Origin of the sequence: Vulcanisaeta sp. JCM 16159 (assembly GCF_001316265.1) — an archaeon.
Taxonomy (GTDB): Archaea; Thermoproteota; Thermoprotei; order Thermoproteales; family Thermocladiaceae; genus Vulcanisaeta.
Genome location: NZ_BBDN01000001.1, coordinates 120470 through 134934, shown reverse-complemented (window position 1 = coordinate 134934; position 14465 = coordinate 120470). Strand labels below are relative to the sequence as shown.

The window sequence follows — 14465 nt, the reverse complement described above, 5'->3', positions numbered from 1 at the left end:
TGCAACCTGCTTATAAACCCAACGAAGCAATGCCCAAGTTAAGTATTTTAAGACCCTGATTGAGCTCTTCGCTAAGTGATGAGTGACATGCCATGTGACTGGTGATCGATCCTGGGGTACCTGATTACACTTAACTAAGGAATTAAGGTTAATAGGGCCTGATTACATACGGCATCCGTGGAATATAGAGTATTTGGTAAGACTGGCGTTAAAGTATCCATAATAGGCATGGGCACGTACTACGACCCAGGCTGGATAATACTGTCAAGACTCGGCATAAGGCCTGGCTACGGGAGGAAGCTCAGGCTTTAAGGGTCGGCCTGGAGGGAGGTATTAACTTCATAGATACGGCAGAGATTTACGGCTCAGAACCACTGGTCGGTGAAGCCACAAAGGATTTCAACAGGGAGGAATTGTTCATAGCCACTAAGGTATGGCCGACGCACCTTAAGTACGACGCCGTTATTAAGGCTGCAAAGAGAAGCCTTGAGAGACTGGGCATTAAGTACATAGATCTATATCAAATACATTTCCCTAACAGGAGGATTCCAATCACGGAGACCATGAGGGCTATGGAGCACCTAGTTGATGCTGGAATAATAAGGTTCATTGGACTAAGCAATTTCAATCTCAGCCAAATAATCGAGCGCAGGGCGCCCTTAAGAAGTATGAGATCGTCTCCATCCAAATGCCCTATAGCCTAATGGATAGGAGGATTGAGAGTGATATAATACCGTACGCGAGGAGGAATGGTATGGCCGTGATAGCCTATTACCCGCTTGGTCATGGTAAGCTCATTACTAGGTTTCCGAGGGATGCCCTGGAAATTATAACTAGGAATCATGGTCCAAAGACCGTGGCTCAAATAGTACTTAATTGGATTGTTAGTAAGCATGAGCATGTATTCCCAATACCTAGGGCATCAAACCCTGACCATGTCAGGGAGAACCTGGGCGTTGCTGGTTGGAGGTTAACTGAGGAGGAGATTAGGTATCTTGAGGGTATTAGGTTCGTTTAGGTTAGGTGTTACTAATTCAAGCGCTTCAATTACGGTGTGTTAATGCGTCTAATTAATTCAATAATAAGGTAATGTTCCGGAATGGGTTAGAGGCTGAGACTAAGTCTTGGTAATGTGCAGGGTGTTGGCTTTAGACCGACACTACGTAGGCAAGCCCTATCCCTTGGATTAACCGGGTATGTGAGGAACCTTCCAGACGGCTCGGTTGAAGTAGTTGCTGAGGGTTGTAAGGAGGATGCCTCGGCGCTCATTGAGTGGATTAAGCCAAGTCCCGTTGGCTCTGTTAAGACTATAAATTACGTTGTTAAGCAGTACTATGGTGAATTTGAGGATTTTGAAATAAGGTAATCAGTTTGATGATCAACTATGCATGATCTACGCCTTTTAAACCCATCAGCACAATTAATAATTAGCACATGTAATGGGTATTTTAATACGACATTGATTAAGTGTGGTTGATATGTAGTATTATTGATGTTAGGGGTCTTCGATGCCCAACGCCAGTTACGATTGTTGCCAATGCGGTGGATAAGGCCGAGGTAGGGTCAACACTTACGGTAATAACAGACGACTTCATATGCTTCATGATGATACAAAGGATATTGAAGATCCTTAATGTGGAGATTAGGGAGGCCGTGCAGTTAGATGATGGTAATTATAGGATAGTCGTCGTTAAGTCTCCTAAAGGTACCCAATAACTTAATAATGGCACTATTTTTAATCCCTACTAGTAGTAATTACGTATATTCAATGCCGACGATGGCCTTTAAGGTGTTTTATGATGGATCGTTGTTTAGTGGATTTACTGGCAGTACTAACTCCATTGAGTACTACCTGAGGAGGGCCATTAGGTACTTCATTAAGGACTTTAAGTTAAGTAAGGCCTCAAGGACTGACCCAGGGGTTAGTGCCATCGGTAACGTAATCTCAGTAAAGTATGGCGACGGTATTAGGTTAACGTCTGGTATGTTAAATTCTAGGTTGCCGAATGGAGTTAGGATATGGGCCTGGGCTGAGGTTAGTGATGATTTTCATGCAAGGGCTGCGGTGTCTAGGACCTATGTCTATGTAATGCCCTGGCTCTATGAGGATGTTGATTTAATTAGGAGGGCTGCGGAATTATTTGTGGGTGTTCATGATCTGTCTAATTTCCAGGTTAGGGAGAGGGGTGTGCCGACCACGGTAATGATAAATAGCGTTAACGTTGAGAGGCTTGGTGATTACTTGGTTTTTACCGTCGTTGGTCGTGGGTTTAGGAATAAGATGATTAGGAAGATTGTCAACGCCCTTAGAATGGTTGGTTCTAATGTATTGACTATTGATGAATTACGGGACTTGATAGAGATGAGGATTAGAAGGCCGATACCGCCTGCACCGCCCTACGGATTGTTACTGCTGAATGTGAGTTATGGCGATCGGGAACCAGCATGGTTCTTGAGTGGTGAAGATGTTTCATACGTAATTAATTACTTAGTAAGTAGGTGGTATAGCTCGTTATCTAGTTCGTTTGCTATTTCAAAAATTCTTCATGATTTTATGGATATAAATAAATTATTTAGTCGTATTTAAACATAACATGGACCAAATGTTTAAATAATAAATAAAATAATATGCATACGGGAGTTTTGTGGCATATTTAGACATTGACATAGCTTGTAGGGAGGGCTTTGGTGAGCGTAAGCTAGTTTCCATGATTCAACAACGGATAGATTCCCTATCCTGGGATTTAGATTCCAATGAGCAGGATTTCCTAACAAGCTATGCCTATCAGGATTTAAGATATTACCTATTACATAAGTTTGGGTTGCTTAACTTAAGTAATGAGGATGCATCATACGAATTATGTAAGAGAATTTTGAAGAATGAGGAGCAGGTGGCGAGGATTGTTGATGAGTGGTTTAATTGGTGGGTCATTAAGTGGAGGCAGAGGGTTAAGCTTGTCTTTAGTGAGAATGAGCAGATGAATAATGATAATAACGCTAATCCTCAGACTGAGGCTGATGAAATTCTTAAGAGCATACCCAAGAACCTAATTGATAGGTTACGTAAGGAGATTATTGTGGAGTTAATAAGGCAGAATGAGGTTTGCAGCCTTGACGTAGTTTCAGACTTCATATTAAGGACTACGTTTGGCGAGCTCATTAATGAGTATGGGAAGGACGGCGCATTGAAGCTAATATCGACGAATGTCACGAGTGTACGCCTAAGGTTGTTAAGGAAGATAATGGAAATAAGGGATTCTAATCAACCGCTTGTGATACTTAGGGTTAGGATTAGCCCATCACAACCATACCAGGGAATTTTATAACACAATGAGCGCTTACCGTAAGTCCTACAGGAAGGGAATGATTAGGGTAGCCATTGCATACCCATCGAATTCCAGGGTTGCCCTCCAATCACTATCAATACACATAATCAGGAGACTACTGAATGAGCACTCCAATGTGTATTCAGACTTCGTATTCATGAGTGATGACGGTAAATCCACAACCAAGTCACTTAGGGATTTCGACATAGTAATATTCTCTGTACATTACGAACTTGATTATCCACGGATACTGAAGATGATGGGAATTAGTGGGATAAATCCATACAGCTCCCAAAGGACCGTAGATGATCCATTAATTGTAATGGGTGGACCAACACTAATGGCTAATCCAGAGCCCATGGCACCCTTTGCCGACATTGTGCTTATCGGCGATGCTGAAATGCTAATCCCAGCTCTCATTAATTATTACCCAGATTATGGTAAGAATGTTGAGGAATACGCAAACCTAACAGGATTTTACGTACCATCACTTGGTAAGCATGACGTAACCAAGGCATTTGTAAGGGACTTGTCATACTCAATAAAGCTCATCCATGATACAGCAATTGAACTAAGCCTCGGCAATGTTAAGTCCATATTTAGTAACCCAGCCATTCTTGAGGTTATGAGGGGCTGCCCAAGAGGCTGCTTATTCTGTATGGAGGGCTTTGTTGGAAGGCCCGTCAGGTTTGCGGACATTAATTCCATTAAGGGACTTGTCCTTAGGGATTTAGGTAAGGGTGAAGGACTGGTTAACGGGGTATCCTTGATAGGTCTTTCCGTAACTGATCACCCAGGTTTTAAGGAGTTGATGAGTTTTTTTAGTGGATGAGCTAGGTCTTAATGTTTCTGTTCCCTCTTTACGTGTTGACTCATTAGACAGGGATATCATTAGATTAATTGCAAGGGGCGGTCAAAGAGTCCTCACGATAGCTCCAGAGTCAAGTGAGAGACTGAGGAGGGCATTGGGTAAGGGTTTTTCGGATGACGACATTGTTAGGGTAGCCATGGATGCAGTTAGCGTGGGTATTGATCACCTAAAGCTATACTTCATGGTGGGATTGCCGGGTGAGGGTGATGACGATGTGAAGTCAGTAATTAACCTGTTATCAAGGCTTAAGAGACTAGGCATTAAGTACTCACTCTCTGTTAATCCATGGATACCCAAGCCACATACACCATTACAATGGTTACCAATGGCTAATGATGAAATAATCAATGACAGGATTAAGGAATTAAAAAAAACGCACAGACGTACATGGAGTTCTCGACATACAACATACTTGATGCAAAGGTTCAGGCACTACTATCGCTCGGCGATAGGGATATTGGTAACTTAATATTTGAGGCTTCATTAACAGGGCTCGATAGAGGCTCCTGGAGAAGACTGCTTAGGAAGTATGAGGACTTACTTAATAAGTACGTATATTCATGGAAGTCACTTAACGGCGAATTGCCCTGGAGCCACATAAGAATTCCAGGTGCTGATGAGGAAAACCTCAAGTCATTGATGCTCAAGTACGTCAATGAGGTTAATATAAGCCTTCCCGCTTAACCCATAAGATGGACCCAGGACGAAGATATTGCTCCCAATAATAGTTACCACAGACGCCGCAATAACGATTTAGCAGATATTGGCAATAATGTTCATAGTAGTCATGGCACTATATCCATTACTAAGCAATGTTAAGGAGAGGAAGCTCGCTGACATAAAGGTGTTTAGCTTATAGGAGGAGGACGTACTATAGGGATATCAGGATGAGCAGGATTAATTATATAGCCGTTGCATTATTAATAGCGTTACTCATAGTGGGAATACGCATATCTGGCTTCCTGGAATGAGGCCGTACCATACAACCCATGGTAATTATTTAAATAGTTGCTAAGTTGTTTGGGTCGAGGGAAATGAGTAGCGCAGGTTTGAGGTGGCGCCATTAAGTATTTATGGGACATCAACAATAGGTGTTTATATATTCACAAATAATGCCCTGACGATAGTGCCGATGGACGTCCCTGACAAGGTCGTTAATTCAATAAGGGATATCCTCAACACGAACGTGATTAAGGCATCGCTTGCAAAATCACCATTAATAGGGATTTTCATGGTTGGTAATGACAATGGTGTATTGGTGCCGAGCATAGTCACGGAGGATGAGATAAACGAATTGAAAAAGAATGGCCTTAACGTGTCAATAATACGCACGAGATACACAGCCATCGCCAACCTAGTACTTACGAATAATAAGAAGACGATTGTGTCGCCAATAATTGAGAAGGAATACGTAGGGTTGATAAGGGATACATTGGGTACTGAAGTCATAGTTGATGAGGTTTGCGGCACTTACCTGGTGGGCTCGATTGCGGTAGCTAATGATAAAGGCGTCTTACTAAGTCCCGAGGCTAAGGATGAGGATGTAAAGAAGGTTAAGGAGTACTTTGGCTTACCAGTTAATGTTGGCACAGTCAATAGGGGTAGGAGCTTCCTCAGGGGTGGACTGGTCGTTAATGACAATGGTGGCTTAGTTGGTAGCGACACAACAGGATTCGAGATAGTGAGGATAATGCAGGTATTCAGTGGTTCCTAATCAACGGTAATATTCCTCAGCCTTAGATAGACAATTCTCGCCAAGTTTATGCGAGTTGATAATTAAATTATTTATTAATTGCTCAACCCTATCACGTAACTTGCTTGTTACGATGCCCATGCTGATATATGTTTTATATTCATCATAATCAATTACATTAGCCTCATTGGAGTCCCACCTCTTAACTACATCTACTGCCAGGTCGATATAAAGTATGTTGGCGCCTGTGAACTCAACGGGCGTATTAACGTTAATATATATACCCTTAGGTCTCCAGGAGCCATCAACATACACATGGGTTAAGTACTCACTACCCAATGATGTACAGGTGATTGCCAAATCACCCTCCTCCTTAGGAAGACCAAGACCATCGAGATAACCACCACCCCTTAATCTACGTAGGAGTACTATATCGTCAGGTTCGAGCTTAATCACATCGGCAGTACCCAGCCTAAGTACTTCACCATTAGGCCTTATATGGATAATGCCGATCCTATACCTCCTACCCATTAACTGCCTCATGAACTCAGCACTAAACCCAGCCCTATCGTTACAACGACCAAGTAATGCCTCAACGATGTCTAACAACGCGGTATTCCTCCTTAAGGTCTTATACGTGTGATGACCAATTATTGTTGGTATGACGTTATTTCTGACATTATCAAGAAGGAGCTTAGCCCTGCCATTAAGCATAACCTCAACAATGCACTCACCATCCTGGAGCACCGTGTAAGGAGCCGATGACTTACTAACCGACTCAACCTCATTAAGCGTATTTAACGCTCTCTCAATTTCCTTAATGGCCTCATCCTCATCCAGAAATTGAGCACTACTCCTCCACTTAATGCTATAACCACTCAGCCTACCAACGTACTTAAGACCAACCTTAAGCAGTGCCTGCCTAACCTCATAATCCTTAATATGCCTGCTAAATAACACCGTACCGCTGCCCGGCACTATGGAGACGTACTCAGTATCAACCCTAACGCCAGGCACAGCCACCAACTCATCGCCTGGGTAAACCCTAGTCCTACTAATGACGACAGGGATCACATCACCATCATTATACGCGCCGCCCGGCGCCTTAAGTACGGCCCTAACGCCATTACCAACATCAACGAAATAATTACCGTCAACAACATTGACGACACCCATGACGACCCTATGAAGAGGAACGACAGACCTCCAGACCAACGCCTCCTCCTCAGTAACCCTGAGTAGGTTATTGACAACATCATTAACCACACCGCACTTGCCCATTATCGTTAATGCCCCAGGAACTCTCTCAGAGTCCTTAATCGTAACGTCGGGCGCGGAATTATCAACATTAATACCAAACCTACTGATTATCACGTCAGAGGCCTGCACAATGGTATAACCGAGATCAAGCACTAACTTACTAATTGCAGTTGCGTACTTACCCCTAATCCTAATCCTATAGCTATATTTATTCACAGAAAATTAACTTATCAAGGGCTAAAATAATTTACGACCATGTAATTTAATGGCAAATACCATATTTAATGTACGAGGCGATTATTAAGCCAAGAAACAACACTGAGATCGCTAATGGGAATGTAAGTATAAGCGTTGGGCCAATGACCGGCTGCCTAACGGCCATATAGATAGATAGTGGTAAGTAAACTATGAAAAATAGAACCATAAGTACACTAAATATGATACTCCATTTACGCTCCTCAGCACTTGGTATCCTCGGCGGCTTAACAGTAACGAAGGAAAACACTAGGAATACTAAAAAGGCCACCAACCCTATGAAATTAGACGTGTTGATTATCCACGTAATTAAAAAGAACACAGCAATGACTAGGTAAACAATCATAAACCTCCTACTCATTACGGCATTACCGCAATTAAACTCTTGACTACTCATATACTAAAGTAAAGTATGAACAATAATTAAATGTTTCCCATTAACTAGTTCCCGAAATGCTTCTTGCAAGGTTCACGAGAGTCTCAATATCGGGTAGGTCTCTCCTGACTTGGTCAGGCCTTAACCTTGCCTCATGAAATCCCTCAACATGCAAAAACCAAGTTCGTCCCCACCACCTAACCTCTCTCCTGCCAAGCCTATTGGCAATATTATCCACTGCATCAAATAATAGTTGTGCCGTACATCTACCAATCTCGGAGGCCTTCTTCGCCTCATCTAGGCCTAGGGTTATGGCTATCGCTTAATGGCCTCCTTAGCAGCCTTGTAGAGCTTCTCGCTGGACTGCACGGGATCCCTATCAATGAGTTCCCTATCCTCATTTAGGAATTTTTCGGCAAGCTCAAGGTGGGCTTTACTTGTTGATGGATCAAGTGATAGTGCCTTGGCTATTAAGTCCACTATGTCTATTCCCTTTCTCTCTGCCTCGTCGATTATTAGCTTTGGTATTTCCACGATTTATATTGTTGATGCAGAGTTAAAAAATGTTTGTTCGTAATAACGTTAGTGCCTTATTAATTGAGGTGTTACTATATTGACGTGAGTATTAAGTGCATTGCCTCAGGCCAGAAGGGTGGTGTTGGTAAGAGCACGCTGGCAATACTGACGGCTAGGGCCGCACCTGCACTCGGCATTAGGCTAGCCATTATTGACTTAGCCATGGGTAATCCAAGCACGTCCCTCAACCTACTTGGTAATATACCGAGGCATACCCTGGCTACCTACGTAATCAGTGCATCTAAGGTTAATGAGGTCATCCACGTAGTTCCAACAGAGCATGGACTGTTTACCTAGTGCCTTCGGGATATGGGGATTTAGCGCTTATTAGTGAGTACGGGAATTTTAAGGAGAGGTTGGACTCCTTGATTAAGTATTTGATTGATAGGGTTGGGGTTGATCACGTGGTTATTGATTTCCCATCATTTGAGCCAAGCCTAGATAACGTGCTAAATGAGGCATTAAGCGAGTGCGATATTGTTTATCCAGTGGGTATTCAGGACCTTGGCTCAGTGGTTGCCCTGAGGAATCTGGTACATTTTGTTAAGAGGCTTTCGATTAATGTTGGTCGACCCGTGATTAATATGTTTAGGGAGTCCCTGGGTAAGCAGTGGGTTGCCGCCGTTGGTAAGCTCGTTGGTTTGGAGCCCAGCGTGGTTCATTATGATCCCTGGGTAATTAGGTGGGTTCATGATGGTGTTAGTCAGTATGGTGCTGGTGTCAAAGAGGCTTTGTCATACGTAATTAGGGAGATACTAAGTTAGTAGATGTTACGCAAAATGGTTTTAAGGCATTAATTACTAGTCATTAATGCGGTGTCCGTTGAGGAGTTTCGAGGCATTACCGTGGATTCTGATGATGGTGAGAGGTGGCTACTTATTGCCGATACTCACGTCGGCCTGGAGGTTGAACTTGGTAAGAAGGGTGTTAGGATACCTAGCCAATCAGCCAGGATAGCACAGCTAGTCCTGGACTTCGCCGAGAGGACCGGGGCGACCTCGCTGGCAATACTCGGTGATGTTAAGCATGAGATAGCGAGCATAGTCGAGAGCGTCAGGGAGGTTAGAGAATTCCTAGATAGGATTAGTGGTAAATTCAATAAGGTGGTTCTGGTTAAGGGTAACCATGATGGTAACCTAGACCTAATACTCAGTAGTGATGCAAAGCCCAATGTATACCTCATAGACTCCAGGGGCTTCATAATAAAGAGTAAAGATGGTAAAAACCTCCTATTACTCCATGGAAATTCAAAGCCTAGAATTGAGGATTTCATGAATGCCGATGTAATAATAATGGGGCACACCCACCCAGCCATATTCATACAGGACGTGACCGGTTACGTAATGAGGGCGCCAGTCATTGTTAAGGTACGTGTCGATAAGTCCGTTTTCGGTAAGAACATGTATAATGCCGAAATAGGCGCCACGGGGCCCATGAACATAATAGTACTACCCACATTTAACCCACTGACCGTGGGTATGGATGTGTTCGAGATATTCCCAAAGGATCTAGTAGAGGTTGAAACCATACTCCACTATGCACGCACCTGGGAGATACTAGGTAACATTGAGGTTTACCTGACTGACATGACGTACCTCGGCACAATGGATATACTTGCCAGGATAAGGGAGGACATTGGCGAGGGGGGTTATGACATTGATTGGCTATAAGAGTTACGAATAAGGAGCTCGGAATCTCAATGGGAATTTCTCGACATTATGCATTAATAAATGTTAAAAGTAATTTACATTCTTAATTCATATTTATTAAAATGAAGTAACTGGACTTAAAAGCTCTATAGGAAATAATAACTAATGTCTATGGAATTAAGAACGAGGCATTTGATAATGATTATCTCAATAATTGCCGTTATCACAGTGACTCTCATTATAATGATAACGGTTAATGCGGGCCTCAATTAAGCTATGTAATGCCATTTAAGACAGTTACGACAAAATCAGGGATGATTTAATATTTCATGTAATCATAACTTATCTACGCCACTTACCGGGTTATTCGTACCACTGACCACAGCAAGCACCTACTATACTCAACACTGGTAATAATTGGCACATCAAATATGCAGTTAAGGATTGTCTAGTGGGTATTGTAATAATTATTCCCATTAAACCCTAGTAATTTAATAAGCATTAGTCCTGCTTATTGCGCGTATGAGGTTACCGATACTTATCATAAACATGAAGGTGTACCCTGAGGTACTTGGTAAAAGGCTCTCGAACTGGCCAAAGTGGCCGAGGCCGTATCTAGGGAATTGGGCGTATCAATCGCGATAGCCCCACCAATCACTGAGCTTAGGCTTGTGGCTGAGAACGTGGGAATACCCGTTTATGCCCAGGGCGCTGACCCGGTCGAGCCCGGGGCTAGGACAGGGCATGTGCCGCTTGAGTTCATTAAGGAGACTGGGGCGTCGGGGGTAATCCTTAACCACAGCGAGAATAGGCTTCTTCTAAATGATCTCGGCTGGCTCGTTAGTAGGGCGAAGGGTCTCGGTCTGGAAACCCTTGTGTGTGCGCCAGATCCATACACAAGTGCGGCCGCCGCGGCCCTGGAGCCAACGGCTGTGGCTGTTGAGCCGCCTGAGCTGATTGGTACGGGTAAGGCCGTGAGTAGGGAGAAGCCTGACGTAATTGTGAAGACTGTGGAGCTCGTGAAGCGGGTTAACCCAGGTATTCCCGTGATTACGGGGGCTGGTATTGAGAGTTATGAAGATGTTAAGAAAGCCCTGGAGCTTGGTACGCAGGGCGTGTTGGTGGCAAGTGCGATAGTTAGGGCTAAGGATTGGAGGCAGAAAATAATGGAACTCGCGAATGCCCTGCATTAATTGACTTACTTATTATGATTATTCCCAGCTATCCTATGTGAAAACCTTAACCTACCAATGTAATTAATCACCCACTGGACAAGCGTTAAGTACGTTTCCTCGCTCTTCCTTGTTAATCCGTCATCTCTACGGCTTATCTTCATGGCATACTTAATATGTCATCGTGACTTAAAACCGAACTCATCGAGAATGAGTACGTTATAGAACGTTTTAGGTTTATAGTTCCGGAGCGGAACTAAGTTCTAGTGCGGAACTTATTTAATTCAAGGCCTAAAAGTGAGGAGTAAGCTTTTCAATGAAGTATATGAGCTGAGGATTATCATTAATAGGCTGATGCCTTTTAGTATAATTAAGGATTACGAATTTTTAGACAGTATTTACCGAGAAGCGGCTAAGCGATTATGATTGTTTGCCCTCCTGCCTATGCCTCTTAATTATTTGCCTAAGCACGTACTGCAGAATTCCTCCATTAAGGAAGTACTGAACCTCCATCGGCGTGTCAAGCCTCACGAGCAGTTTCGTCTTAATAACCCTACCATCGGGCTTATGTACGACTAATTCAACAGTTTGCCTTGGCTTTAATCCCTGGGATAGCCCCACTATGTCGAAGGTCTCATCACCGGCTATACCCAGCTTATCCGCGTCCTCACCCTCCATGAACTGTAGCGGTAGTATACCCATCTCAACCAGGTTACTCCTGTGTATCCTCTCGAAACTCTTCGCAATAACTGCCTTAATGCCCAGGAGCTTCGGACCCTTCGCAGCCCAGTCCCTCGAGCTACCGGCACCGTAGGTCTGCCCAGCCAGTATTATTAATGGTACATGTTCATCCTTGTACCTCATGGCTGCGTCAAACACGGTCATTAACTGACCATCAGGCCAGTGAATGGTATACCCACCCTCAATGACCTTACCACCCATCTTGTTCCTAACGCCCTTGTTCCAGAATGCGCCCCTCACCATAACCTCCCAATTACCCCTCCTAGTACCGAAGGTGTTGAAGTCACTTGGTTTAACGCCAAGCGATGTTAAGTACTTACCCGCGGGTGAGTCAGCGGGTATTGAGCTTGCCGGTGATATGTGGTCCGTGGTTATGTTATCGCCAAGCACCAGTAATGCCCTGGCGCCAACTATGTCCTTAACCTCCACAAGCCTATCTGGATCAAAGTCATCAAAGAACGGTGGTCTCCTTATGTACGTATTCTTTGGATTCCACTGATACAGGTCACCACTTGGCGCCTTCAACGTGTTCCATTCATCAGGCACTAGGTCTCCTATTTTCGTGTACTTCTCCGTGAATTCGTCAGGTGTTACGTACCTCTCAACGTAACTTCTAACCTCGTCATCACTGGGCCATAGGTCCTTCAGGTAAACGGGCTTGCCATCGCTGGTATACGCCACAGGCTCCTTCGTTAGGTCCTTATTGATGGTGCCCGCTAATGCGTAAACCACGACCATGGGTGGTGAGGCCAGGTAATTAGCCCTGACGTCTGGTGTATCCTACCCTCAAAGTTCCTGTTACCGGAGAGTACGGCCGCCGCCACCAAGTCATTCTCCCTAATTGCCTTAACAACGGGCTCTGGCAATGGGCCTGTATTGCCAATGCAGACCATACAGCCAAAGCCAGTTATGTAGAAGCCAATCTTCTCAAGGTACTGGAGTAGTCCTGACCTCCTTAAGTACTCCTCAACAACCCTAGAACCTGGCGCCAACACGGTCTTAACGTACGGAGGCGGTGAGACACCAAGCTCCACAGCCTTCTTAGCAACTAAACCAGATGCCATTAATAGGTATGGGTTACTCGTGTTAGTGCAACTTGTTATTGCGGCAATGGCCACAAAACCATCCTCAAGCTCTACCTTCTTACCGTCAAGCTCTATGACGACCTTCTTCCTACCACTTATGTTCCTCTTCTTATTCCTATCCTCGATGACCGGTTCAAGGCTCTTAGGCACGTCGCTCAATGACCTCCTCTGCCACGGAAGCGAGGGACCGGCGAGACTCGGCTCTATGGCGGATAAGTCAATATTAATCACCTGGCTATACTCAACATCGCCCTCCTTCGGCGAGCCAAAGACTCCCTGTTCCATGAAATACCTCTCAACAAGCGATATTAACCACTCATCCCTACCCGTAAGCCTTAGGTAAGCCAGCGTCTGCTCATCCACTGGGAATAACCCAGTTGTTGCGCCGTACTCAGGCGCCATGTTGGCTATTGTTGCCCTGTCAGGGACGGGCAATTCCTTAACACCCTCTCCGAAGAACTCAACGAACTTATCAACCACGTTATACTTCCTAAGGGTCTCAGTTACGTACAGCACTATGTCTGTAGCCGTGACGCCAGGTCTCGGCTTACCATAAAGGTGAACACCAATGACTTGCGGCGGTAATACCGCTATTGGTTGACCAAGGAGCGCAGCCTCGGCCTCAACACCACCAACGCCCCAACCAACAACACCAAGCCCATTAATCATCGTGGTGTGGGAGTCCATGCCAACGACGGTGTCGAAATACGCAAGCCTCTCGTTAGGCCCGAGGTCCTCTGTCATCACAACCCTCGCAATATGCTCAAGGTGCACCTGGTGTATTATACCAGTGCCCGGCGGGAAGACCCTGAAGTTCCTAAAGGCGTTCTGAGCCACTTAAGGAACTCATACCTCTCCGCGTTCCTCTCAACCTCAAGCTTAATGTTCAATCTAACAGCGTCAGGCCTGCCCCAGTAGTCGGCCTGTACGCTGTGGTCGATTATTAGGTCTGTCGGTACCTGTGGATTAATGACCTTTGGGTCGATACCGTACTTAGCCACTATCTCCCTCATCACTGCCAAGTCGACTAGGGCGGGTACTCCCGTGTAGTCCTGCATTAGGACCCTCGCCACCTTTATTGGGACCTCCTTAGTCCCTGGGCTCTTCGGGTTCCAGTGCAGTAAATTCTCGATATCCTCCTCAGTGATTGCTTGCCCGTCGTAATTCCTGAGCAGGTTCTCTATGAAGACCTTGATCGTGTATGGGAACCTGGCAATGTCAAAGCCCTCCCTTTCAAGCGCCCTTAATGAGTAATAGCGAACCTTGATGCCGCCCACATCCATTACGCTTAAAGTATTCCATAAATTGGGCAGGTTCTTGGCCACGAGGTTATGATTAGTTATGGTTTTTTTAATTATTTGCTCTCAATGTACTATTTAGCGAATTATATTATCCCGAAGGCGCACTAACCATTACCAGGAATGGTACTGGCAATATCTCTCGATAGTGAACTCGCCTACA

The 14465-nt window shown here is 44.6% G+C and carries 17 protein-coding genes and 3 pseudogenes; 15 read left to right on the top strand and 5 right to left on the bottom strand.

Annotation, left to right across the window (positions count from 1 at the left end; translation table 11 throughout):
- The first annotated feature begins 177 nt into the window (after positions 1–177).
- The 11 genes from JCM16159_RS18150 (at position 178) to JCM16159_RS00725 (ending at position 5911) form a co-directional block, all read left to right on the top strand.
- On the top strand, positions 178–312 hold the full coding sequence (locus JCM16159_RS18150) for a hypothetical protein (RefSeq protein ID WP_367834184.1): 135 nt from the start codon (positions 178–180) through the stop codon (positions 310–312).
- A complete protein-coding gene (locus tag JCM16159_RS18145) occupies positions 252–704 on the top strand; it encodes an aldo/keto reductase (RefSeq protein ID WP_367834196.1) in 453 nt (150 codons plus the stop codon). Before JCM16159_RS18150 ends, JCM16159_RS18145 begins: the two co-directional genes overlap by 61 nt.
- Entirely contained in the window at positions 689–1018 is a 330-nt protein-coding gene (locus JCM16159_RS18140; RefSeq protein ID WP_367834183.1) for an aldo/keto reductase, read from the top strand. Before JCM16159_RS18145 ends, JCM16159_RS18140 begins: the two co-directional genes overlap by 16 nt.
- A 114-nt stretch (positions 1019–1132) precedes the next feature.
- Complete coding sequence (locus JCM16159_RS00750) at positions 1133–1366, top strand: acylphosphatase (protein ID WP_243665456.1); 234 nt, start codon at positions 1133–1135, stop codon at positions 1364–1366.
- Between the two features lie 101 nt (positions 1367–1467).
- Complete coding sequence (locus JCM16159_RS00745) at positions 1468–1716, top strand: sulfurtransferase TusA family protein (protein WP_243665455.1); 249 nt, start codon at positions 1468–1470, stop codon at positions 1714–1716.
- 52 nt (positions 1717–1768) lie between these two features.
- The gene (locus JCM16159_RS00740; RefSeq protein WP_054856619.1) at positions 1769–2587 is read left to right on the top strand and encodes a pseudouridine synthase; all 819 of its coding nucleotides are present in this window, start codon (positions 1769–1771) and stop codon (positions 2585–2587) included.
- A 58-nt stretch (positions 2588–2645) separates the two neighbouring features.
- The gene (locus tag JCM16159_RS00735) at positions 2646–3326 is read left to right on the top strand and encodes a hypothetical protein (protein ID WP_054856618.1); all 681 of its coding nucleotides are present in this window, start codon (positions 2646–2648) and stop codon (positions 3324–3326) included.
- Positions 3327–3330: 4 nt separating this feature from the next.
- The gene (locus JCM16159_RS13200; protein WP_243665454.1) at positions 3331–4158 is read left to right on the top strand and encodes a hypothetical protein; all 828 of its coding nucleotides are present in this window, start codon (positions 3331–3333) and stop codon (positions 4156–4158) included.
- On the top strand, positions 4151–4666 hold the full coding sequence (locus JCM16159_RS13195; RefSeq protein ID WP_243665453.1) for a radical SAM protein: 516 nt from the start codon (positions 4151–4153) through the stop codon (positions 4664–4666). Before JCM16159_RS13200 ends, JCM16159_RS13195 begins: the two co-directional genes overlap by 8 nt.
- On the top strand, positions 4585–4881 hold the full coding sequence (locus tag JCM16159_RS13190) for a hypothetical protein (RefSeq protein WP_243665452.1): 297 nt from the start codon (positions 4585–4587) through the stop codon (positions 4879–4881). Before JCM16159_RS13195 ends, JCM16159_RS13190 begins: the two co-directional genes overlap by 82 nt.
- A 370-nt stretch (positions 4882–5251) precedes the next feature.
- A complete protein-coding gene (locus tag JCM16159_RS00725) occupies positions 5252–5911 on the top strand; it encodes a translation initiation factor IF-6 (protein ID WP_054856617.1) in 660 nt (219 codons plus the stop codon).
- Here JCM16159_RS00725 and JCM16159_RS00720 read toward each other — a convergent pair whose 3' ends face one another.
- From JCM16159_RS00720 to JCM16159_RS00710, 3 genes and pseudogenes are all read right to left on the bottom strand, one after another.
- A complete protein-coding gene (locus JCM16159_RS00720; protein ID WP_054856616.1) occupies positions 5912–7366 on the bottom strand; it encodes a DUF402 domain-containing protein in 1455 nt (484 codons plus the stop codon). It lies immediately after the preceding gene.
- 46 nt (positions 7367–7412) lie between these two features.
- Complete coding sequence (locus JCM16159_RS00715; protein WP_054856615.1) at positions 7413–7802, bottom strand: hypothetical protein; 390 nt, start codon at positions 7800–7802, stop codon at positions 7413–7415.
- Between the two features lie 40 nt (positions 7803–7842).
- A pseudogene (locus JCM16159_RS00710) lies at positions 7843–8315 on the bottom strand (PaREP1 family protein).
- 84 nt (positions 8316–8399) lie between these two features.
- On the opposite strand from JCM16159_RS00710, the gene JCM16159_RS13185 reads away from it, so the two are divergent.
- The 4 genes and pseudogenes from JCM16159_RS13185 (at position 8400) to tpiA (ending at position 11199) form a co-directional block, all read left to right on the top strand.
- Positions 8400–8654, top strand: coding sequence for a ParA family protein (locus JCM16159_RS13185; RefSeq protein ID WP_243665451.1), 255 nt, complete (start codon positions 8400–8402; stop codon positions 8652–8654).
- Complete coding sequence (locus JCM16159_RS13180) at positions 8654–9121, top strand: hypothetical protein (protein ID WP_243665450.1); 468 nt, start codon at positions 8654–8656, stop codon at positions 9119–9121. The genes JCM16159_RS13185 and JCM16159_RS13180 overlap by 1 nt, the downstream gene beginning before the upstream one ends.
- Positions 9122–9172: 51 nt before the next feature.
- The gene (locus JCM16159_RS00700) at positions 9173–10027 is read left to right on the top strand and encodes a metallophosphoesterase (RefSeq protein WP_054856614.1); all 855 of its coding nucleotides are present in this window, start codon (positions 9173–9175) and stop codon (positions 10025–10027) included.
- A gap of 501 nt (positions 10028–10528) precedes the next feature.
- Positions 10529–11199: pseudogene (gene tpiA, locus JCM16159_RS00695) on the top strand (triose-phosphate isomerase).
- A 5-nt stretch (positions 11200–11204) separates the two neighbouring features.
- On the opposite strand, the gene JCM16159_RS13175 reads toward tpiA, so the two are convergent.
- Both JCM16159_RS13175 and acnA read right to left on the bottom strand, forming a co-directional pair.
- Entirely contained in the window at positions 11205–11342 is a 138-nt protein-coding gene (locus tag JCM16159_RS13175) for a hypothetical protein (RefSeq protein WP_243665449.1), read from the bottom strand.
- 256 nt (positions 11343–11598) lie between these two features.
- Positions 11599–14287: pseudogene (acnA, locus tag JCM16159_RS00690) on the bottom strand (aconitate hydratase AcnA).
- Positions 14288–14465: the final 178 nt, after the last annotated feature.